This window comes from Nocardia sp. NPDC047654, assembly GCF_043205035.1.
In the GTDB taxonomy this organism is placed as follows: domain Bacteria; phylum Actinomycetota; class Actinomycetes; order Mycobacteriales; family Mycobacteriaceae; genus Nocardia.
Window position 1 is genome coordinate 213,272 of the sequence record NZ_JBIDDF010000008.1, and the last position, 20,886, is coordinate 234,157.

Genomic DNA, 20,886 nt, shown 5'->3' on the forward strand with positions numbered 1-20,886 from the left:
CCGGCGCCGAGCCGGTCCAGCCGCAGACTTGCACCGCTCTCGCCATTCCTGCATGGTGACGATGGACCCCATCGTCTCTGGGCGCTCGGTATGTCGAGCGCCCGAACGTCCGTTGTGATCAGGTCTCGAGGTAGGCGACTATGCCGCCGATCAGAGCCTGCATGGCGTCGTCGAGGTTGCCATAGGTGCCCAGAGTGCGTTCGGATGTGATCCCGCGCATGGCTGCGGGGAGGAGCGCGGCTACCTGCCGCACTTTGACCGGGTCGAGTTCCAGATCTACGAATGCTTTCTGGCAAGCCTTGTCCCAGTGTGGTTTCCATGAGGCGAGTTCAGCGGCGGTGCGGGGGTAGTCGCGTTCGAGTTCGGCGTGGTCGCGGGGAAGGGCGGCGCGGAGAGTTTCGATGGCAAGCGATTCGGGCCTGCGCAGTCCTACGGCCATGGTCGTGATCATCGCGGTCACTCGTTCGTGCAGCGTGCCGTCGGGTTTGATTCCGGCGGGCAGGTCACCGCGTTTGTCGGCGGTGTAGCGCAGGACCGCTGCCCACAGGCCGTCGATGTCGCCGAACTGGTATTTCACCACGCTCCAGGTCGCACCGATGTCACGGGCGATCCGGTTGCCGGATACCGCCGCGGGGTCGCCGGAGGCCAGCGAGGCGATCGCCGCCTCGAGCATGCTTTCCCGGGATTGAATCCCGCGCCGGTTGGCGCGTCGTCCGCTTGCCGCCACCTCCGCCACAATGCCGGAGTCTATCGGCCTCGCTCGGGGACTCCAAGTTTCGTAGAACCCTCTTGAATACTTTAGCAGAGGGTTCTACGATCAGATCGTCGCGAGGCCGGGATTCGAAGCCGAGCTGCCCTTGGAGCGGGGAGGATCGAGATGGCGAAACCACCACTGTCGATGGAGCCGACGGGCTGGTTCCAAGTGGCCTGGTGCAGCGAGATCGCGGTCGGCGCGGTGCGCAAGATGAAGTATTTCGGGCGCGAGATGGTCGCTTGGCGGTCGACGTCGGGCCGGGTCGCGGTGTTCGACGCCTACTGCGAGCACCTCGGCGCTCACCTCGGTTACGGCGGTCATGTGGCGGGCGAGAATCTGGTGTGCCCGTTCCACGGCTGGGAATGGAACGGTGAGGGGCGCAACGTCTGCATTCCGCACGAGAGACATCCGAACAAGGGACGCAGGATCCGCAGCTACCCGGTGGTGGAACGGAACGAAGCGGTGTGGATCTGGTATGACATCGAGGGCCGCTCGCCGTATTTCGACGTTCCCGATCTGTTCGAAGCGTTCGGTGACGGCAAGACCGCCGCTGACTACTACCCTCCGGTGCCTGTCGCCACGTTGTACCGGCCGGGGCTGGAACTGCATCCGCAGTACGTCATGGAGAACGGGGTCGATTTCGCGCATTTCGAGTTCGTGCACAAGACGCCGTTCGTCCCGGAATTCACCCGCCACGATTTCTCCGGACCCGTCTCCTACGTCGACTTCACCATCGCCTTCGACGCGGGCGTGACCGCGGACCAGGTCGACAGCGGCGTCGAATCGATCAACGCGGGTCTGGGGTGTTCGATCACCAAGAGCTGGGGCATGGTCGACAATCGCACGATGCCCGCGGTGACACCCGTGGACGAACACACCTCCGATGTCCGCTTCACGGTATGGATCGGACGCAAACCCGGGGATGACGGCCCCGAGATCACTCGATACGGGAAAACGATGGCCGCCTTCGTCATCGAACAGTTCGAAGCCGATATCCACATCTGGGCGCACCAGCGCTATTCCGATCCGCCCGCCCTGTCGCAGAAGGAGTACCAGGGGTTCACGGCGCTGCGGGAATGGGCACGACAGTTCTACTCCGGCGGCGGGCCGGCTCGCACCGACCCGCACCGGCTCTACAGCGGCGCGGTCGACCCCGCCCGTCTCGCCGATGGCGGTCCCTGATGAGTTCGTTCGCCGCCGCGGCGTAGATACCGACGTCGAACCCCTCAATGAAAGGCCCACACATGACGAGCTCCAACAAGGTTCGGGTGTTCCAGGTCGCGACCGGCAACCTCGGCACCGAGATGATCGGCCGTATCCGCGACCACCCCGACCTGGAACTGGTCGGGCTGCACTGCTATTCGCCGGACAAGATCGGCCGGGACGCGGGCGAGATCGTTGGCATCGGCTCGATCGGGGTGACCGCCACCGGATCGGTGGAGGAGATCATCGCGGCGAAGCCGGACGTGCTCACATTCCACGGGGTGTTCCCGGACGAGGACCTGTACGAGAGGGTCCTCCAGGCGGGTATCAACGTCGTGACCACCGCGGATTGGATCACCGGATACCACCGCGACAAGAACCATCCGCATCCGTCCGGCCGAAAGGTCAGCGAAGTCATCCAGGCCGCCTGCGAACGCGGCAACGCGACCTTCTACGGCACCGGCATGAATCCCGGCCTCTGCCAGATCCTCGGCATCGTGCACAGCGCCGATGTCGCCGATATCGAGAACATCACCGTCACCGAATCGGTCGACGTCTCCTGCCACCATTCCGTCGACACCTGGAAAGCCGTCGGCTACGGCCGCCCGATCGATGACCCGACCATCCCGGATTCGCTCTACAAATACACCGCGGTGTTCGCCGACTCGGTTCATCTCATGGCCGACGCCTTCGACCTCGAACTCGACGAGGTGCGTTTCACCTACGAACTCGGCGCTTGCACCGAGGACATCGATCTGGGCTGGTACTTCTTGCCGAAGGGATCGCTCGGCGCGAACTACATCAAATACCAGGGCCTGGTCGACGGCGTGCCGCGGGTGGAAAGCCACCTCGAATGGCAGATGACCCCGCACACCGACCCCGCATGGAACATCAAGGGCTGCTATATCACCCAGATCACCGGCGACCCGAACATCTACAGCAAACACATGATCATTCCGCGCAAGGGGACCGATCTGTCCGACCCGGACAACTTCGCCTCGATCGGCATGACCGTCACCGGGCTGCCCGCCCTCAACTCGATCGTATCCGTCGTCGCCGCCCGCCCAGGCATCATCACCAGCGCCGACCTGCCGTTGCGCGGATTCGCCGGTCGCTTCGTACGTTGAACGGGTTCATTATCCGACGCCGGATCGACTTCTCGACCACACCCTTCGTCTGAAGCCCCGTTCGGCGCCGCCCCCGGCGGCTTCCCGCGCAGCCATGCAGCGTTCAGGGATGGGGCATGTTGCACGACTAGCGACCCGGGGGCGCGTACAGCGGGCGGCCGAGGCGGATCGGGCTGGCTCGGCGAGGCGGCGGCTATTTCGGCGGGAACCGCAAGGCGCCGTCGAGCCGGATGACTTCGCCGTTCAGATAGTCGTTCTCGATGATGGCGGTAGCCAGCTTGGCGTACTCCTCGGAGCGGCCCATGCGCTTGGGGAACGGCACCTGCGGACCCCAGTACGCCTCCAATTGGTCGGCGGCCTTGCCGTAGGCGGGCGTGTTCACGGTGCCGGGGGCGATGGTCACCACGCGGATGCCCACCGGCGACAGATCACGGGCGGCCACCAGGGTCATCCCGACGACGCCGCCCTTGGCCGCGGCGTAGGGCAGCTGACCGATCTGCCCTTCGAACGCGGCGATCGAGGCGGTGTTCACGATGACGCCGCGCCCGCCCTCCTCCTGAGGGTCGTTCTTCGCGATCGCGGCCGCGGTGAGACGCAGCACGTTGAACACGGCGGTCAGATAGAACTCGATGGTGGTGCGGAAACCGTCGAGGGGCAGTGGCGCGCCGTCCTTGCCGATCAGGCGGCCACCTTTCGCGGGACCGCCGTGGGTGTCCACCGAGATGCGCAGCGGCCCGAGCGATTGGGCCTCCGCGATGGCGGCGAGCACGGAGTCCTCGTCGGTGGCGTCGGTGTGCGTATAGCGGATTCCGAGCTCGTTCTCGAGCTGTTTGCCCTTGTCGTCGGCGACATCGGCGACCACGACCTTCGCCCCGGCGGCGTGCAGGCGCCGCACGGTCGCCTCGCCCAGCCCTCCGGTCCCGCCGACGACGAGCGCGGAGCTTCCACTGATCTGCATATCGTAATCCTATCTTGCAACTCGTACTCTCTAGCTGAGAGAATAATATTCTCATGACTCCCTCGGCATGATCGCCGAAAAGTCGCCGCGCCGCAATCGCGGACCCGGAATGGAGGCCCCCAATGCCCGAAGCCGTCATCGTGTCCGCGCTGCGGACGCCCATCGGTACCGCACGGAAGGGAACGCTGCGCGACACCAACGCGTTCGATCTGGCTCACCACGTGGTCGGCGCGATCGCCGAGGGGCTCGATCCGGCCAGGATCGATGACGTCGTCCTGGGTGAGGGCCGCTACGGCGGCGGCGTGCTGGCCCGGCACGCGGCCGTGACCACGGGGCTGACCAGGGTGCCGGGCCTGGCCCAGAACCGGCATTGCGCGGCGGGAATGTCGGCGGTGCAGACCGCAGCGGCCGGGATTCGCTCCGGCATGGACGAACTCGTGATCGCGGGCGGGGTGAATTCCGAATCCACCGCACCCAAAGCACGGTTCAGGGTCGGCGCGGACGAGTGGATCGATCCGTGGGTGTCGCCGAGCCACCCGGACCGCCCGGACGCCCCCGCGCTGGACATGTCCATCACCGTGGGCTGGAACGCCGCGGTGAAGGCGGGCATCTCCCGTGCCGAGATGGACGCCTGGGCCCTGCGCTCGCACCGCAACGCGATCGCCGCCATCGACGAGGGCCGGTTCAAAGAGGAGATCGTGCCCATCGAGACCCCGCACGGCCTGTTCGACACCGACGAGCATCCCCGGCGCGACACCAGCCCGGAAAAACTGGCCTCGCTCCAGGTGCTGCATCCGGAGATCGAAGGCTTCTCGATCACCGCGGGCAACGCGTCCGGCGCCAACGACGGCGCCGCCGCGCTCGCCATCGCCAGCGACCGGCTGGGCCTGCCCGCACTGGGCTACATCCGCGCCTGGTCGTCGGTGGGCGTCGATCCCGCCGATACCGGTCTCGCTCCGATCGAGGCGATCACCAAAGCGGTCTACCGGGCGGGGGTCTCGCTGTCGGCGGTCGGGCTGATCGAGATCAACGAGGCCTTCGCCTCGGTCCCGATCGCGGCGATCCGCGCACTCGACCTCGATCCGGACAAGGTGAACGTCAGCGGGAGCGGCTGCTCGCTCGGGCACCCGGTGGCCGCCTCGGGAGCGCGCATGATCGTCACGCTGGTCCACGAGTTGCGCCGTCGCGGTGGTGGTTTGGGAATCGCGGCGATGTGCGCGGGCGGTGGCATGGGCGCGGCCACGGTCATCGAGGTCCCCGCTCCGTGACCGCATCACACAGCGGCGCGGCGGGATGGGCGTGAGCCTGGCGTCGGCGACCGTCGCCGAGTTGCTGGCCCTGGCGCGCGCCGGGTCGGCGCGGGCGACGGGCCGGTTGCTGAGCCTGGTCGAAGGGGACCGCCGCGACGAGGTGCAAGCCGCACTCGAGCCGCGCGCGGTCCGGGTGATCGGCGTGACCGGCCCGCCCGGAGCGGGCAAGTCGACGACGATCGCCGCGCTGGCCGGCGTCTACCGCGCGCGCGGGCTGCGGGTCGCGGTCCTGGCGGTCGACCCGTCCTCGCCGTACAGCGGGGGAGCGCTGCTGGGGGACCGGATCCGCATGGTGCAGCACATCGACGACCCCGGTGTGCTGATCCGGTCGCTGGCCACGCGCGGACACCTGGGCGGGCTGGCCGCCGCGGTTCCGGCCGCCATCCGGCTACTCGCCGCGCTGCATTACGACGTCGTGCTGCTGGAGACGGTGGGGGTGGGGCAGTCGGAGATCGAGATCGCGGCGGTCGCGGATCCCACGCTGGTGATCCTGAATCCCGGTGCGGGCGACGCTGTCCAGGCCGCGAAGGCGGGCCTGCTGGAGGTGGCCGACCTGCTGGTGGTGAACAAGGCGGACCGGGAGGGCGCCGAACAGACCGTGCGTGATCTGCGGGCCGAATCCGACGTGCCGATCCTCACCTTGGTCGCCGCGCGCGGCGAGCGGGTCGCCGAATTGGCCGAGGCGATCGAGGCGCACCATCGCGCCGACAGCCCGGCGCGGCGCACGGCGCGGGCCCGCGCGCAGATCCTCTCACTGGCGCAGACGAGGTTGCGCGCACATGCCGAGCTGGACCGGCTGGCCGCCGCCGTCGCGGCGGGCGAATGCGACGCCTACCGCGCGGCCGAACTGCTGCTGCCTGCTCCGCAGTGACGCCGTCAGGTCTGGGGGATGCGCACCATGGCTTCTTGGGCGTAGGAGGCCACCAGCGTGCCGTCCTCGGTGAGGATGTCGCCGCGGCCGTAGGCGCGAGCCTGCGCGAGCAGCGGGCTGTGCTGGCGCAGCAGCAGCCATTCGTCGGTACGGAAACGCCGATGGAACCAGAGGGTGTGCGAGGTGACGGCAGAGACGAACGCGGTGCCGTTGCCGCCCTGGGCGTATCCGTCCAGCGGCAGCAGCGCGGTGCCGATGAGCGTGAGGTCGGTCGCGTAGGCGGTCAGCGCGGGCGCCAGTGCCGGATCGACTTGCGGGGTGCGCATCCAGAACTCGAATTCCGGTGGGGCGGCGCTGAGATCGTCGAGGTCCACGCTCGCGCGAGTCTCCCAGGGCAGCAGGTCCCACTCCACCTTGTGCTCGGCGGACAGCAGCTCCGGCGGCGCCGCGACCGACTGCCGGTGCGGGCCCTGTTCCTCCGCGTGCAGGGAGACCGAGGCGGTCGCCACGACGCCGGCGGACTGCTCGGCGACCAACGACAGCGTGGCGAAGGAGCGGCCCGCGTGGTGGCGGTGCACCCGGTAGCGGATCGGCTCGTCGGTGCGGCCCTCGCGCGCGAACACCGTGTGCAGAGACTTGATCGACTTGTCCGGGATGCCCGCGGTGGCCGCCTGGACGAACTGGCCGAGCAATTGGCCGCCGAACACCCGGCTGTAGGGCAACCGCAGATTGCGGCCCTCGAACACATCGTCGCCGGAGGGTGTCGCGGACAAGTCGAGGCAGGAGACGAGATCACTCCACAGATCGGGCATGAGCCCGAGTGTAAGTCAAATTCTCCCTCGGGAGAATAGTGTTCTCAACCGCGAGCGAAACCGTGCGCGCAGAAGTTCCATACTTCGGACGCGGTGATCGGATGCTGCGTCTCGTCATCGGAGGCTCCCGCGGACTGCGCGGTGAACATGACGGTCTGCATCACCATGGCCGCGGTTCGGCGGGAGTTGACCTCCGGCCGCAGCTGCCCAGCGCCTTTGGCCAGATCCATCAGTTCGGTGAACAGGGCCAGCATCGGCGCGTGCGCGACCTTCACGTGATCGGGATGCGAAATCAGCAGCTGCGGTGCGAAATCGGTGAACAGCGGCCGCTGCGCCGAGGGATCCGGCCTGCACAGCTCGAACAACAGCTCGACGGCCACCTGGAGCTTGTCCAGCGGGTCGGTCTGGCCGTCCGCGGCGGCGCGCAGCTGCTCGGACGTGCGGCTCAGTGCATCCTCGAACAGCGCGAGCAGCAGCTCGTGTTTGCCGTCGAACTGCAGGTAGAAGCTGCGCAGGGATTGCCGGGAGCGGTCGACGACCTCCTGCACCGTGAAGTCCGTGCTGCCCTTCTCGGTGATGATCGCCTGGGCGGCGTCCAGGAACCGTTGCACGCGCTCCTCGGCGCGCAGCTTGGCGGTGCGGAGGGAGCGCTCGACGGCGCGCTGCTTCCAGGCCGGTTTCTCGCTCGGGCTGGTCACGGGCGCCTCGGTCCTCGGTCATATGAAGAGAACATGGATGCACTGTACCGGAGAACGGTGTGTCATCGGGTTCTTGGGTCACCGCGTCCGACCCCCTGGCGAGACTACCCTTTCCGGTAACGAGAATGCTATTCTCGCACCCATTCAGGCATCGGCGCGGGAAGGAGGCAGGCCGTGATGATCGTCGGACACCGCTCCGGCCGGCCCGGCCGCATTCGGCGCGCCGTCGTGACCGGGCACGCGCCCGGCCTTCCCGGACTCGAGGAGCTCGTTTTGTACATTCGCTATGAGGTCGCGGACCGGATCGCCACCATCACCCTGGACCGGCCGGAGGCGGCCAACGCGCAGAACGGCGAACTGCTCGACCAGCTCGACGCCGCCTGGGTGCGTGCCGCGGAGGACGACGACGTCGCGGTCATCGTGCTGCGCGGGGAGGGTAAGCACTTCTCGGCGGGCCACGATCTGAAGGACAAATCGTGGCCGGACCCGAGCAAGATCACCCTCGACCGCATCTACGGGCTGGAGTCGCGCCGCTACCTGGAGTACTCGCTGCGCTGGCGCAACGTACCGAAACCGTCCATCGCGGCGGTGCAGGGCCGGTGCATCGCGGGTGGCCTCCTGCTGTGCTGGCCGTGCGATCTCATCGTGGCCGCCGACGACGCGCTGTTCTCCGACCCGGTGGTGCTCATGGGTATCGGCGGCGTCGAATACCACGGCCACACCTGGGAACTCGGCGCGCGTAAGGCGAAGGAGATCCTGTTCACCGGTCGACCCGTGACGGCCGAGGAGGCGCGGCAGGTCGGCATGGTGAACAAGGTGGTGCCGCGCGCGGAATTGGACGAGCAGACCAGGGAACTGGCCGCGCAGATCGCGACGATGCCCCCGTTCGGGCTGCGCCAGGCCAAGCGCGCGGTCAACCAGACGCTGGACGTGCAAGGTTTCTACGCCGCGATCCAATCCGTGTTCGACGTGCACCAGACCGGCCACGGCAACGCGCTGAGTGTCAACGGATTCCCGATCCTGGTCCGGCTGGACGACATGAAGGCCAACATGCAGTAAGCCGGTTCTCCGGCTCCATCGTCTGCTGGAGCGTTCCGGCAGTATTCGCACGGCCCTTGCCGCCTCGAAAGGGACACCGTGTCCGTGCGATCCACCGGCGATCGGGCGCGAACGCGCCCGGCGCCCTCGCTGTTCCCTTTTCCGAAAACGAGGATTTCCATGCGCGATTCCATTCTTCGCAAGGCCGTGGCATGTTGTGGCCTGGCCGTCGTCGCGGCCGCGGTGTTGACCGGCTGCGGCGACGACGACGAATCGACCGGCACCGCGTCCAGCACGTCGGCCGCCGCGGCGACCAGTGCGGCGCCCGCCCAGGCCGACGCGGCGACCACCAAGGCGATCACCGACGTCTACACGAGCTTCTTCAGCCCTTCGACCCCGCCGGAGCAGAAGGCCGCGCTGGTACAGAAGGGCGATGTCTTCCTGCCGATCCTCCAGGCGCAGGCGGCCAACCCGCAGTCCCAGGGCACGTCGGTGACGGTCTCGGCGGTGAAGCTCGTGGACGCGAACAACGCCGATGTCACCTACACGCTGTTGATGGGCGGCAATCCGGTGCTGCCGAACCAGACCGGGCAGGCGGTCAACGACGGCGGCGGCCAGTGGAAGGTCGCCACCGCCACGTTCTGCGCGTTGATGACCCTCCAGGGCGGTACGTCGCCGGCTTGCTGATCGCCGCTGCGCACCGAAAGACCCGGCACCGGCGTGGATTCCGGTGCCGGGCCTTTCCCCGGGTACCGGCTACAACTGCGCCATCCGAGGAGCGTGACCTGTGGCGCGGATGTGCGCACCCGCCTCGCGGACGAGTTCCCGTGTGCTGCCGAGCAGTCCGTCCAAGACCAAGGTGCGGCGGACGTGCCGGTGCAAGTCGTGCTCGGCGGTGAATCCGATGCCCCCGAGCACTTGCTGACAGTGCCGGGCGGCGGTGAGCGCGGCCTGGCCCGCTGCGGCCTTGCCCAGCAGTGCCCCGAGTTCACCCTCGGCGGTGTCCAGCGCGGCCTCGGCGCCCTCGAGCGCGACGAGGGTTTCCGCGAGGCGGTGCCGGACCGCCTGGAACGAGGCGAGCGGGCGTCCGAACTGGGTGCGTTCCAGCGCATGCCCGCGGGCCAGCGTCAACATCGCTCGGCCGGTGCCGAGCAGCCACCACCCGAGTGCGCGCCGCCCGGCCGCGATGGCCCGCGGGGGTAGCTCGGTTCCGGTCGCTACGGTGCGCAGCGGCAGCTCCTCGTCGACCGCTGCGCCGGGCTCCCCGTCGCGGTCCCAGACCACCCAGGCCTCGCCTGTGAACGGCAGTGCGACAAAACCGGGATCCGGGTGTCCGGCGGCGTGCCGGACGACGTCGTCGAGGACCGCGGCGTGCGCGCCGGTCTCACCGAGCAGTCGGAACACCAGCGGGACGGCGACATCGGGCCATTCGGCCAGCAGATCCGGCCAGCCCAGCCCGGCCAGCGCCGCGTCGAGCTCCGGCCCGGTGGCGGCCGCCATGGTCTTGCGCAGCGTTTCGGTGAGCAGGGCGAGTTCGGCCCGGTCGAAGCCGGATTCGGCCACCGTCACTCCTTCCCCAGGTCCAGCAGGCGGCGGGCAATGATGTTGCGCTGGATCTCGGCGGTGCCGCCGTAGATCGTCGCCGCACGGGAGTAGAGGAACTCGGCGCGCCACGGCGAGTCGGTGAGTTCCACCGCACCGGGCAGCAGATCGCGCGCGGTGTCGAACAGCCGCTGCTCGGCGGTGGCCAGCAGCACCTTGTCGACCGACGTCTCCGCGCCCAGCCGGGCGCCGCCCGCCAGACGCCGCTGCGTCGCGTGGGAGCGGCATCGCACCGTGTGCAGCGCCAGGTACGCGGCGCCGAGTTCGGCGTCGTCGGCGATCGTGGACTGTTCGAGCACCCGGTCCAGCCGCGTGAACAGATAGGCGATCCGGTGCCAGAAGCAGGTCGAGCGCTCGTAGGGCAGCAGATCCATCGCCACTCGCCAGCCGTCGCCGGGCTTTCCCAGCATCCGGTCGCCCGGCACCGTCACGTCGTCGAAGAAGACCTCGGCGAACTCGTCCACGCCGTGCATGGTGCGCAACGGGCGGACGGTGATGCCGGGGGAGTCCATGTCCACGAAGAAGGCGGTGATGCCGTCGTGGCCGGGCCCGGTGCGGGTGAGCAGTACGCAGCGAGCGGCGTACTGGGCCAGGCTGGTCCACACCTTCTGGCCGCTGACGACCCAGTCGTCACCGCGTGGCGTCGCCTTGGTGGCCAGCGAGGCCAGGTCGCTGCCCGATCCGGGCTCGGAGAATCCCTGGCACCACTGCTCGCGGCCGGACAACAGCAGCGGCACCATCGCGGCGGCCAAATCAGTTCGCGCATAGGAGATCACTGTCGGCGCGAGCACTTCGATCATCGAATAGATCCCGGGTTCGGCCAGGTCGCGGGAGGCGACCTCCTCGCCGAGCACCGCGCGCAGCGCGGCGGGCCCCCCGAGCCCGTGCACGGCGGCGGGCCAGCCGTAGCGCATCCAGTTCGCGTCGTAGAGGGCACGCCGCACGCGCAGCAGTTGTTCGACCTGTCCGTCCAGCGAGTGGTCGGGGCCGGGGGTGAGGTCGTTGACGTCCAGCCAGGCGCGCAGGTTCGAACGGAAAGCGGCGACATCCCTGTTCGGTTCGGCGCCCGCGGTCATGCGATGTCCCTTCTCGCCCGAGCCGAAGGTCGTGCGCGACGACGGAAGCTGCCCGGCAGGGGATGCGACGCGCTCATGCCTTGGAACGCTCGAAAGCGTGCGGGATCCCGGAGTCGTGCTCGCCGTTGCGGCGGATGAATGTCATCGCGCGCGTCCGCAACCGCCATCCGTCCGTGGTGCGCACGAGGGTGTCGGTGTAGTACCCGATGCGCATGTCGTGCGTGCTGTGCTCGACGAAGCACAGCGGCTGGGTGCCGGTGGCGGTGTCGCCGTCGATGTCGAGAGCCGGTATGCCGGTGAGGAACAGGCCCTTCGGCGCGGCGGCGACCAGTTCCGGGAACAGGTCGAGGGTGTAGGTGTCGCCGAAGGCGCTGTAGCTGCCGTCCGGCGTGAACACCGCGAGCAGGCCCTCGATGTCCCCCTTGGTGATGGTCACCGCGTACCGGGCCAGCACCTGCTGGATCTCGAGCAGGTCGTCACTTCTGGACATGAATTCTTCCGCCTTTCATCACGAATCGCACGTCCCGGGTGACGGTGATGTCCCGCACCGGGTCGCCGGGAACGCCGATGACGTCGGCCAGCAACCCCTCCGCCAGCCGGCCGCGGTCCTGCACGCCGACCAGTTCGGCCGAGGCCACCGTGGCGGCACGCAGCACGTCCAGCGGCGGCAATCCGCGCTCGACCAGCGCCACGAGCTCGTCGGCATTGCGGCCGTGCGGAATCGCGGGCGCGTCGGTGCCCACCGCGATCTTCACGCCCGCCTTATAGGCGGCCAGCACGGAGGTGCGGGCCTTGGGGAACATCTCGGCCGCCTTCGCCTGGAGCGCGGGGTCGGCTTTCGAGACGTCCATGGCGTCGGCCAGCCGGGTGGTCGGCACCAGCCAGGTGCCGTGCTGCACCATCAGGTCGATCGCCTCGTCATCGATGAGGAAGCCGTGCTCGATGCAGTCGATGCCCGCCTGCACCGCGTGCTTCACCGCGTTCGCGCCGTGCGTGTGCGCGGCCACCTTGAGACCGCGCCGGTGCGCCTCGTCGACGATCGCGCGCAGCTCGTCGTCCGAATAATGTTGCGCCCCCGGCGCTCCGGTGAGCGACATCACCCCGCCGGAGACACAGATCTTGATCAGCTGCGCGCCGTGCTTGATCTGGTATCGCACCGCCTTGCGTACCTCGTCCACGCCGTTGGCGATGCCCTCCTCGAGGGTGAGTTTCAGTACGTCGGGAGCGAAGGCGGAGAACATGGTCGGGTCGAGATGGCCCCCCGTGGGCGTGATCGCGTGCCCGGCGGGCACGATGCGCGGGCCTTCGATCCAGCCCGCGTCGATCGCCTTGCCCAGCGCCACGTCCAGCAGGTAGCCGCCGGTCTTCACGAACAGCCCGAGATTGCGGACGGTCGTGAAGCCGGCGCGCAGCGTCCGGCGGGCATTGCCCACCGCGCGCAGCACGCGCAGTGCCGGATCGTCCTTGACGCTGGAGGCCAGACCGGTCTCCCCGCGGCCGCCCATGAGGAGGTTGACCTCCATGTCCATCAGACCCGGCAGCAGGACGAGGTCACCGAGATCGACGACCTCGCCCGTGACGGCGCCGCCGACACCGGCGATCCGGTCGTCCTCGATCCGCAGGATGCCGGGCCGGACGATCGCACCGGTGTCGAGGTCGAGCAGACCGGCGGCCTTCACGGTCAGCGCCGCCACGGGTCAGACCACCGGCTCGCGGACGATATCCAGGTACGCGGCACCGGAATCCGGCACTCGCGGCTGCTTCCACACTTCGATCGGGAACGACACCATCACCAGCGACTGCAACAGGTGGAACAAGTTGCGCACCTCGTCGGGCAGGTCGTTCCAGTCGTACTTGTCGATGTAATCCATGGCGGGCCGCAGGCGCGGGAAGACGGTGTCGTACAACCGCTGCATCTCGTCCATGGAGGATGCCAGCCGCTTGGCGTAGCGTTCCGGCTCGGTGGCCAGGATCCAGTCCGAGAACGGCGCCAGGTCGGCGAACTCGGCGGGCAGCGGCGCGGTGTGCGCCCGGTCGGTGGGCTGGTCAGTGGGCGCGGCCATCGCGGTACTCCTCGACGATCTTCTGAGCGGTCTTGTGCAGGTGGCGGAGCAGGATCTCCTGGTCGTTGAGCGGGAACTCGGTGACCTCACGGGTGGCGATCATGGTCTGGGTCGCCTCCAGGGTGTTCGCGTCCTGCAGCGCGTATTCCTTGAAGGTCACCGCGGCCAGTTCCTGGGCCAGCCGCTCCCTGGCATTCGTGGCGGGCACGAAGTACAGGCTCGCCTCGAAGATGTGCCGGTCCACGGCGGTCGGCCAGTAGTGGTAGGTCAGGTACCAGCCGGGCGCCCAGAACAGCAGGGAGAAATTCGGGAAGAACTCGAATTCGTCGACGCCCCAGGCGCGATGCTTGGCGGGGTTGATGCCCTGCGGCAGCGGCTCCAGCCCCTCGATGTCGGGGCGGTCCCACGGGCCGAACAGGCCGCTGCGCAATTCGCGTTCGATCGGCTTGACCATCGTCGGGTCCTTCGGCGGGGCCATCCCGCCCCAGGAGGAGATCATCGAGTGCGGAGCCGCTATCTCGTAGTGCAGCGCTTCGTAACCGACGCCGTAGAGCTTGTCGGCCTCGTCCTTGACCGCCTGCTTCTGGTGCAGCACGGGTGCGTGATAGAACTCGGCGAACGCGTCGATGAACAGCTTCCAGTTGCTGCCGATCTCGGCCCGGTAGCTGAAGACCTCGGTCATCCGGTCGAACGGGTACCCCTCGAGGCCCTTGGCCAGCGGACCCAGGTATTCGGTGAGCGGCTTGGCGTTGTCGTCGAGGTTGACGAAGATGAAGCCCTCCCACACCTCGCAGCGCACCGGCTTCAGACCGAACTTGTCCTTGTCCAGGTCGAAGAACTCCTTCTCCTGCTGGACGAAGGTCAGCTCGCCTTTGAGGCTGTAGCGCCACGCGTGGTACTTGCAGGTGAACTGGCGGCAAGTACCTGCGGTTTCCTCGCCGGGGTAGTCGTCCCAGACGAGCTTGTTCCCGCGATGCCGGCAGATGTTGTGGAACGCCCGCACCGCGCCATCGTTGTCCTTGACGATGATCAGTGAGGTGCCGACGCAGGCCAGTTCCTTGGTGAAGTAGCTGCCGATCCGGGGCAGCCGGTTGATCCGGCCCACGTTGAGCCAGTTCTTGCGGAAGATCGCCTGACGCTCGTCCTCGTAGAAGGCGGGATCGATGGAGTCGGTGTAGTCCACCGGCTCGGTACCCAGCTCGGGATAGTTCTGCGTCCAGCTCCCGGCAGCGGGTTTGGTGAAGTGTGCCAAGGGATTACCTTTCGTGGTCCGGCGATGCGCCGGAGGTGTCGAATGCCGTGCCCCGTTGGGCCGTGCCTGCCGAGCGGCGACGGGGTTCCTCGGCTGTCACCGGGCGCGCCCGCATGACGGGTCGCCACCGGCCTTTCGTCAGCCGTTCCGGATGACATGCGCCTCCGTTACTCCGAAACGAGAATAGCATTCTCAAAATCAACTATCACATTTTCACGCGGCTGCGCCGCTGTCAACGCTGATCGTGTCAGGTCTTCTGGAGCGGGGCCTGCCAGTGCCTGAGCGCCCCGATCACTGCGGTTGACGACATCGCTCTCCAAAGAGCAGATATTGATTATCCGAATCTGAGAAGATAGTTTCCCTGACAGTGAGTGTGCCCCCGGGGCACGTGCTGCTCATCGACGAGCAAGGGGCGAGATGCCGGCGACGGCCCGGACCGATCGGATGCCGAGCAGCCCACGGAGGAGGAACTACGGTGAAACCGCAGCGAATGGTCGTTGCCGCGATGGCGGTCGCGCTCTTGGTGGCCGGCTGTGGCCGTGAGGGCGGTGGGCGCGGAACCGATGAGGGTCCGGGCCAGGCCGCCTCCGGCAACTTCGGCGACCTGACCAGCGTCTGCCGGCCCGGAAACGCGAAAAGCGCGTCGGCGCAGGGCGTAACGGCCGGCGAGATCGAGGTCGGAGTCTTCTCCGACGTAGGTTTCACGAAGAATCCCGACCTGGTCGACGCGGCGAAGGTGTTCACCTCCTGGTGCAACTCCGCCGGTGGCATCAACGGGCGCAAGCTGGTGACCAACCTGCGCGACACCAAGCTCATGGAGGTGCGCCAGCGCATGCTGGAGGCCTGCCGGGAGGACTTCGCCCTCGTCGGCGGAAGCGCCGCGCTGGACGGGCTCGGCGTGAAGGACCGGCTGTCGTGCCTGCTGCCGGAGTTCCCCGCCCAGGTGACCCAGACCGCGAACACCGGGTCCGACTTGCAACTGGGCGGCGGCTCCTCGGCCTCCGAAGCGGTCAACCCGTACACCGGTTTCCAGGACTGGCTGATCAAGGAGGCCTACCCGAATTCGGCCGGTGCGGTGGGGATGATCAACGGCGACTCGCCGATCACCAAGGTCATGGGCGAGAAGCTCACCGAATCACTGACCGCGAACGGCGCGAAGATCGTCTACAACGACCTCTACCCGGTCGCGGGCGTGTCGGACTGGACGCCGTACGCGCAGGCGATCAAGGCCAACAACGTCAAGGGCCTGATCTTCTTCGGGGAGTTCCGCTACCTGGCCAAATTGCAAGACGTGCTCACCAGCATGAACTACGAGCTGGACTGGATCGACGCCAACGCCAACTCCTACAACCAGTCGTTCCTCGACGTCACGAAGAACTCCCTGGCCACCCAGAACAACTACGCCGATCTGAGCGGGACCGCACCGCTGGACGCGGCCGCGCAGGTGCCCGCGGTACAGCAGCTGAAAGACCTGTTCAAGCAGTACGCGCCGAGTAGCGCGATCACCTTCCAGGTGCTGCGGGCCTTCCAGTCGTGGTTGCTGTTCGCCAAATCGGCGACCAGCTGCGGTGACAACCTCACCCGCGCGTGCGTGTACGACACCGCGAGCAAGGAGACCGCGTGGACCGGCGGCGGCTTGCAGGCGCCGGTCGATCTGTCCCGGCCGCTGGCCGAGCAGACCCGGTGCTTCAACGTCCAGCAGGCCACGCCCGACGGCTGGAAGACCGCGGATTTCGAGCCGAACACCGGCGTATTCCGCTGCGGCTTCACCCCGTACAAGTACACCAGGGATTTCGGCAAACCGCTGACCCTCGCCGATGTCGGCAAGAGCCGAAGCGACCTGAAGTGACGGAGCGTTCGCGCTGATGGAGCAGTTCATCGCCTTCGGGATCGTCGGCCTCAGCACCGCGGCGATCTACGCCGTGATCGGCAGCGGTCTGGTGCTCACCTACACCACGACCGGCGTGTTCAACTTCGCGCACGGCGCCGCGGGGATGATCTCGGCGTTCGTCTACTGGCAGCTCACCGTCGGCTGGGGCCGGCCTGCGCCGATGGCGATCGTCGCGGTGCTGCTGGTCTTCGCGCCGCTGTTCGGCTTGCTGTTCGGCAAGGCGCTGGCGCCGACGCAGGGGCTCGGTGACGCCGAGAAACTCGTGATGACGATCGCCTTGCTCAGCGGGCTCATCGTGCTGGCGCGCTGGATCTGGAACCCCAACGAGTCGCGGTCGCTGACGAGGTTCTTCGCCGACAAGCCGTCGATCGACCTCGGCCCGGTCCTCATCACCTGGCATCAGGCGCTGACCATGGCCGTCGCCGTCGCGGTCGCCGCCGCGCTGCGCATCCTGCTGTACCGCACCAGGATCGGCGCGGAGATGCGGGCCACCGTGGACGATCGCGCGCTGGTGGGCCTGACCGGCGCCGATCCTCGGCGGGCCAACCGGATCGCCTGGATGCTGGGCATCGAGCTGGCCGCGATCGGCGGCATCCTCATCGCGCCGACCGTGGCGCTGGATGCCGCGCAGCTGTCGCTGCTGATCGTCAGCGCCTACACCGCGGCCATCTTCGGGCGGCTGCGCAATCTGCCGATGACGTTCGCGGGCGCGGTGGTGGTCGGCCTGCTGGAGAGCTACCTCACCGGGTATCTTCCGCAGAACGAGTACCTGCCCGGTCTGCGGCTGGCGGCCCCCGCGCTGCTGTTGTTCGTGGCGCTGCTGATGTTCCCGCACGGCAGGTTGCGCGGTCGCGACCGCAAGCTCAGCCCGGTGCCATCGCCATCGATCAACGGTTCGCTGGCGTTCGCCGCGGTGGTGGTCGTGGCCGGATCGATGCTGGCGACCATGCTCACCGAATCCGACCTGATCACCTATGGCGCGATGTTCGCCTGGGGCGTGATCGCGCTGTCGTACGTGCCGCTGCTCGGTTTCGCGGGCCAGATCTCGCTGTGCCAGCTCAGCCTGGCCGGTGTGGGCGCGGTGGCCTACGCGCATCTGGGACCGGTGGGCCAGTGGTGGGCGCTGCCCGCCGCGATGGGTATCGCCGGCGTGGTCGGGGCAGTGGTCGCGGTGCCCGCGCTGCGGCTGTCCGGGGTGTACCTGGCCCTGGCGACGGCGGCATTCGCCGTCATCCTGGATCGCTGGATCTTCACGCTTCCCTCCTTCGAGATCCTCGGCGTGCGGATCTCGCTGTTCGACCAGGGCTCGGTGTCGCTGGTCGGGCCGGATCTGTTCGGCCTGGAACTGGACACCACCGCCGAGGTGACCGTCTTCGCGGCGGTGTGCCTGGCGGTGGCGGGCCTGGCGGTGGCGCTGTTGCGGCGCAGCCGATTCGGGCGTCGCCTGATCGCCTTGCGCGACAGCGAGGCCGCCTACGCGACCCTCGGTGGCAGCCTGCTGGCGGCGCGCGTGCTGGTCTTCGCGCTGGCGGCGGCCATCGCCGGACTGGGCGGCGCGCTGTACGGCATGCAGGTGCGGGCCGTCGCGCCCGAACAGTTCAATCTGGTGGCCGGACTGCCGATCTTCCTCATCGTCACCATCGCCGGTCTCGGTGCGGTCGGTGCGGGCCTGTTCACCGGCGCGGTCTTCGCCGGCCCGCTGAACGTGATCCCCGTGCTGTGGCCGGGGCTGCAGAATCTGGCCCAGGTGCTGCCCGCGCTCGGCGGCATAGCCTTCGGTGGCGGCGTGCTGAAGGACGGGGCGATCGCCTCGATGCGCGACGAATGGTTGCCGATGCTGCGCGACCGGATCGTCGCCCCACTGCTCGCGCTGCTGGTCCTGGGACTGTGGGGGCTGCGTCTGATCGACATCGTCGACGGCTGGGGTTTCACCTTCGGCGCGGTGGTCGCCGTGGTGGCGGCGCGCGTCTTGCACGGAGTGCGGGCGCGGCCCGCGCCGGACCCCGCGCAGGTCCCGGTGGAGTGGTGGGGCGTGCGGCGGCCGTGGACATCCGACGACGAGGAGGTGCTCGATCGTGCCGTCGCTACTGGAAGTTGACGATGTCACCGTCGTCTTCGGCGGCCACCGCGCGCTCGACGGCGCCGGATTGCGCGCCGAACGCGGCGCGGTGACCGGACTTATCGGTCCGAACGGCGCGGGCAAGAGCACGTTGTTCGACGTGATCTGCGGGCTGCGCAAACCGACCCGTGGCCGGGTGGCGATCGACGGCGCCGACGTCACCCGGCTCGGCCCGTCCCGTCGCGCCCGGCACGGCCTCGCTCGTACCTTCCAGCGGCTCGAGTTGTTCGGCAGGCTGAGCGTGCGCGACAACCTGCTGGTCGCGGCCGAACTCGGCCCGCAGCGCAGGCACGCCGCCCGGATCGTCACCGAGATCATCGACCGGCTCGGCTTGCACGAACTCGCCGACGCCTGCGCCGACGAACTGCCCACCGGCACCGGCCGCCTGGTGGAAGTGGGCCGGGCCATCGCGGCGCGGCCCAGCCTGATCCTGCTCGACGAGCCTGCCGCGGGCCAGGACCACACCGAGACCGAGCGATTCGGCGAACTGCTGCGGTCGCTGGCCGACGACGGCACCGCGGTGCTGCTCGTCGAACACGACATGGGCCTGGTGATGAACGTCTGCGACGAGGTGTTCGTGCTCGATCTCGGCAAGGTGATCGCCTCAGGGCCACCCGCGGTGATCCGCGCCGACCAAACCGTGCTCGCGGCCTATCTGGGAGACGTATGAGCGTGCAGAGCGCCACCGAAACAGTCGCGGCCACTATGTCTTCCGGCCCCACCGAACTCCTCGCGCTGCGCGAGGTGCGCGCCGCCTACGACGCCATCACCGTGCTGCACGGCGTGGACCTGGACCTCGCGGCCGGGCAGGTGGTGACACTGCTCGGGCCCAACGGCGCGGGCAAGACCACCGCCCTGAAGGTGATCGCGGGTATTCACCCGGTCGCCTCCGGACGGCTGACGCTCGGCGGGCGCGACGTCACCGGAGCGGACCCGCGCGACCTGGCCCGCGCGGGCGTCTGCCTGATCCCCGAGGGCCGCGGGGTGTTCCCGAATCTCACCGTGCGCGACAACCTGCTGATGATGACCTTCACCGGACGGTCGAGGGAGGAGATCGAGGAGATCGCCTTCAGCCGGTTCCCGATCCTCGGCAAACGCGCCGGCCAGATCGCGGGAACCATGTCCGGCGGCGAACAACAGATGCTGGCGCTGGCGCGTGGGCTGGCGACCGATCCCGCCGTGCTGCTGCTCGACGAACTGTCCATGGGCCTGGCCCCGCTGGTGGTCGGCAGGCTCTACGACGAGGTCGCCGAGATCGCCCGCCAAGGTGTCGCGGTGCTGGTGGTCGAGCAGTTCGCCGCCGCCGTGCTGGACATCGCCGATCACGCGGCCGTCCTGGTGCGCGGCCGGGTGGTGCGGCAGGGACACCCCGACAGTGGAATCCGCAATGAATTGGCAGCCCTCTACCTAGGAAGTTCCACATGACCGAATCTCGCGCGGAGCGTTTCGTCCGCGAACTGCAGGACTTGAAGATCCCCGATCCGGCGGCAGGCCGCTCCGGGCTGTGGCTGCGCACCGGCGTCACGCTCATGGTGGCCGGAGTGGCGGTGGCGGTGCTGGCGTATTTCATGTCGCACGGCACGACCGACGCACTGGCACAGCGCGACGCCATCACCCTCGCTCTGGGCGGGGTGGCGGCGAGCGTGGTGGGTTCGGCGCTGTTCCTGCGCTATTCGCTGACCAATTTCCTGCGCTTTTGGCTGGCGCGCCAGTCCTACGACCTCGACGAACTCGGTAGTCGAGTGCTCGGCGCGGAGATCCGCTACGACGGGGTGGCCTCGGCGCCGCGCTGAGCCACCGGCCGCGGGATCGAACAAACTCCCGCGGGCCATCACGGACACGCCTGCTCCAACCGGGGCCGAGGACAGGCGGTGCACGCCGTGCCCGGCGAAACCTCGCCGGGCACGGGAATCGCCTCGGTGCACTGCCGCGCCGGGGGACGGGGATCGGCTCGCGCGTCGTCCGCCTCGACTGGGGAGACGGAGGGCCCTACGCGCGGTACCGAGCGGTCGCCGTCGGGTGCCGCCGGTGCGGAAGGGGTGGATCGACCTTCCGCACCGGCGTGCGCCGCGAGCGACCGCGATACGAGGAAGTGGAGGTGCGGAAGTGTCC

Annotated in this window: 21 protein-coding genes; 11 read left to right on the plus strand and 10 right to left on the minus strand. The window is 68.3% G+C overall.

Going from position 1 to position 20,886, the window contains the following annotated elements; genetic code table 11:
* Positions 1-118: 118 nt before the first annotated feature.
* Positions 119-736: a TetR/AcrR family transcriptional regulator gene (locus tag ACGF7Y_RS22040; protein WP_393236447.1), complete on the minus strand. Its 618-nt coding sequence runs from the start codon at positions 734-736 to the stop codon at positions 119-121.
* 141 nt (positions 737-877) lie between these two features.
* On the opposite strand from ACGF7Y_RS22040, the gene ACGF7Y_RS22045 reads away from it, so the two are divergent.
* Together ACGF7Y_RS22045 and ACGF7Y_RS22050 are read left to right on the plus strand one after the other, a co-directional pair.
* A complete protein-coding gene (locus ACGF7Y_RS22045; protein WP_393236448.1) occupies positions 878-1,936 on the plus strand; it encodes a Rieske 2Fe-2S domain-containing protein in 1,059 nt (352 codons plus the stop codon).
* A 62-nt stretch (positions 1,937-1,998) separates the two neighbouring features.
* Entirely contained in the window at positions 1,999-3,084 is a 1,086-nt protein-coding gene (locus ACGF7Y_RS22050; RefSeq protein WP_393236449.1) for a dihydrodipicolinate reductase, read from the plus strand.
* A gap of 193 nt (positions 3,085-3,277) precedes the next feature.
* Here the strand turns inward: ACGF7Y_RS22050 and ACGF7Y_RS22055 are convergent, their stop codons facing one another.
* Positions 3,278-4,042: an SDR family NAD(P)-dependent oxidoreductase gene (locus ACGF7Y_RS22055; protein ID WP_393236450.1), complete on the minus strand. Its 765-nt coding sequence runs from the start codon at positions 4,040-4,042 to the stop codon at positions 3,278-3,280.
* A gap of 122 nt (positions 4,043-4,164) precedes the next feature.
* On the opposite strand from ACGF7Y_RS22055, the gene ACGF7Y_RS22060 reads away from it, so the two are divergent.
* Positions 4,165-5,310, plus strand: coding sequence for a thiolase family protein (locus ACGF7Y_RS22060; RefSeq protein WP_393236451.1), 1,146 nt, complete (start codon positions 4,165-4,167; stop codon positions 5,308-5,310).
* A gap of 25 nt (positions 5,311-5,335) precedes the next feature.
* On the plus strand, positions 5,336-6,223 hold the full coding sequence (locus ACGF7Y_RS22065; RefSeq protein ID WP_393236452.1) for an ArgK/MeaB family GTPase: 888 nt from the start codon (positions 5,336-5,338) through the stop codon (positions 6,221-6,223).
* Between the two features lie 5 nt (positions 6,224-6,228).
* On the opposite strand, the gene ACGF7Y_RS22070 is transcribed toward ACGF7Y_RS22065, so the two are convergent.
* Positions 6,229-7,035 (minus strand): acyl-CoA thioesterase, encoded by an 807-nt coding sequence (locus ACGF7Y_RS22070; RefSeq protein ID WP_393236453.1) that lies wholly within the window; start codon positions 7,033-7,035, stop codon positions 6,229-6,231.
* A 44-nt stretch (positions 7,036-7,079) separates the two neighbouring features.
* Positions 7,080-7,733 carry a TetR/AcrR family transcriptional regulator gene (locus ACGF7Y_RS22075; protein ID WP_393236454.1) on the minus strand — a complete coding sequence of 218 codons (654 nt, stop codon included), beginning with the start codon at positions 7,731-7,733 and terminating at the stop codon, positions 7,080-7,082.
* Positions 7,734-8,006: 273 nt separating this feature from the next.
* Here ACGF7Y_RS22075 and ACGF7Y_RS22080 point away from each other — a divergent pair, with 273 nt between their 5' ends.
* Both ACGF7Y_RS22080 and ACGF7Y_RS22085 read left to right on the plus strand, forming a co-directional pair.
* On the plus strand, positions 8,007-8,792 hold the full coding sequence (locus ACGF7Y_RS22080; protein WP_393236489.1) for an enoyl-CoA hydratase: 786 nt from the start codon (positions 8,007-8,009) through the stop codon (positions 8,790-8,792).
* 159 nt (positions 8,793-8,951) lie between these two features.
* Positions 8,952-9,458: a hypothetical protein gene (locus ACGF7Y_RS22085; RefSeq protein ID WP_393236455.1), complete on the plus strand. Its 507-nt coding sequence runs from the start codon at positions 8,952-8,954 to the stop codon at positions 9,456-9,458.
* 69 nt (positions 9,459-9,527) lie between these two features.
* On the opposite strand, the gene ACGF7Y_RS22090 is transcribed toward ACGF7Y_RS22085, so the two are convergent.
* The 6 genes from ACGF7Y_RS22090 to ACGF7Y_RS22115 all read right to left on the minus strand — a co-directional run bounded on the left by ACGF7Y_RS22090 (position 9,528) and on the right by ACGF7Y_RS22115 (position 14,764).
* Positions 9,528-10,271, minus strand: a complete 744-nt coding sequence (locus tag ACGF7Y_RS22090) for an acyl-CoA dehydrogenase family protein (protein ID WP_393236490.1) — start codon at positions 10,269-10,271, stop codon at positions 9,528-9,530.
* 65 nt (positions 10,272-10,336) lie between these two features.
* Positions 10,337-11,449 (minus strand): acyl-CoA dehydrogenase family protein, encoded by a 1,113-nt coding sequence (locus ACGF7Y_RS22095; protein ID WP_393236456.1) that lies wholly within the window; start codon positions 11,447-11,449, stop codon positions 10,337-10,339.
* A 73-nt stretch (positions 11,450-11,522) separates the two neighbouring features.
* Positions 11,523-11,939, minus strand: a complete 417-nt coding sequence (locus tag ACGF7Y_RS22100; RefSeq protein ID WP_040872101.1) for a nuclear transport factor 2 family protein — start codon at positions 11,937-11,939, stop codon at positions 11,523-11,525.
* Positions 11,926-13,143, minus strand: a complete 1,218-nt coding sequence (locus tag ACGF7Y_RS22105; protein ID WP_393236457.1) for an amidohydrolase family protein — start codon at positions 13,141-13,143, stop codon at positions 11,926-11,928. Before ACGF7Y_RS22105 ends, ACGF7Y_RS22100 begins: the two co-directional genes overlap by 14 nt.
* A 3-nt stretch (positions 13,144-13,146) precedes the next feature.
* A complete protein-coding gene (locus ACGF7Y_RS22110) occupies positions 13,147-13,512 on the minus strand; it encodes a hypothetical protein (RefSeq protein WP_393236458.1) in 366 nt (121 codons plus the stop codon).
* Positions 13,496-14,764: an aromatic ring-hydroxylating dioxygenase subunit alpha gene (locus tag ACGF7Y_RS22115; RefSeq protein ID WP_062972012.1), complete on the minus strand. Its 1,269-nt coding sequence runs from the start codon at positions 14,762-14,764 to the stop codon at positions 13,496-13,498. Before ACGF7Y_RS22115 ends, ACGF7Y_RS22110 begins: the two co-directional genes overlap by 17 nt.
* A gap of 490 nt (positions 14,765-15,254) precedes the next feature.
* Between ACGF7Y_RS22115 and ACGF7Y_RS22120 the strand changes: the two genes are divergently transcribed.
* The 5 genes from ACGF7Y_RS22120 to ACGF7Y_RS22140 are packed head-to-tail and all read left to right on the plus strand — an operon-like array spanning position 15,255 to position 20,567.
* Positions 15,255-16,613, plus strand: coding sequence for an ABC transporter substrate-binding protein (locus ACGF7Y_RS22120; protein WP_393236491.1), 1,359 nt, complete (start codon positions 15,255-15,257; stop codon positions 16,611-16,613).
* A gap of 16 nt (positions 16,614-16,629) precedes the next feature.
* On the plus strand, positions 16,630-18,753 hold the full coding sequence (locus ACGF7Y_RS22125; protein WP_393236459.1) for an ABC transporter permease: 2,124 nt from the start codon (positions 16,630-16,632) through the stop codon (positions 18,751-18,753).
* Positions 18,731-19,444, plus strand: coding sequence for an ABC transporter ATP-binding protein (locus ACGF7Y_RS22130; RefSeq protein WP_393236460.1), 714 nt, complete (start codon positions 18,731-18,733; stop codon positions 19,442-19,444). Before ACGF7Y_RS22125 ends, ACGF7Y_RS22130 begins: the two co-directional genes overlap by 23 nt.
* Positions 19,441-20,199: an ABC transporter ATP-binding protein gene (locus ACGF7Y_RS22135; protein WP_393236461.1), complete on the plus strand. Its 759-nt coding sequence runs from the start codon at positions 19,441-19,443 to the stop codon at positions 20,197-20,199. Before ACGF7Y_RS22130 ends, ACGF7Y_RS22135 begins: the two co-directional genes overlap by 4 nt.
* Positions 20,196-20,567 (plus strand): hypothetical protein, encoded by a 372-nt coding sequence (locus tag ACGF7Y_RS22140; RefSeq protein ID WP_393236462.1) that lies wholly within the window; start codon positions 20,196-20,198, stop codon positions 20,565-20,567. The genes ACGF7Y_RS22135 and ACGF7Y_RS22140 overlap by 4 nt, the downstream gene beginning before the upstream one ends.
* The last annotated feature ends 319 nt before the right edge of the window (positions 20,568-20,886 follow it).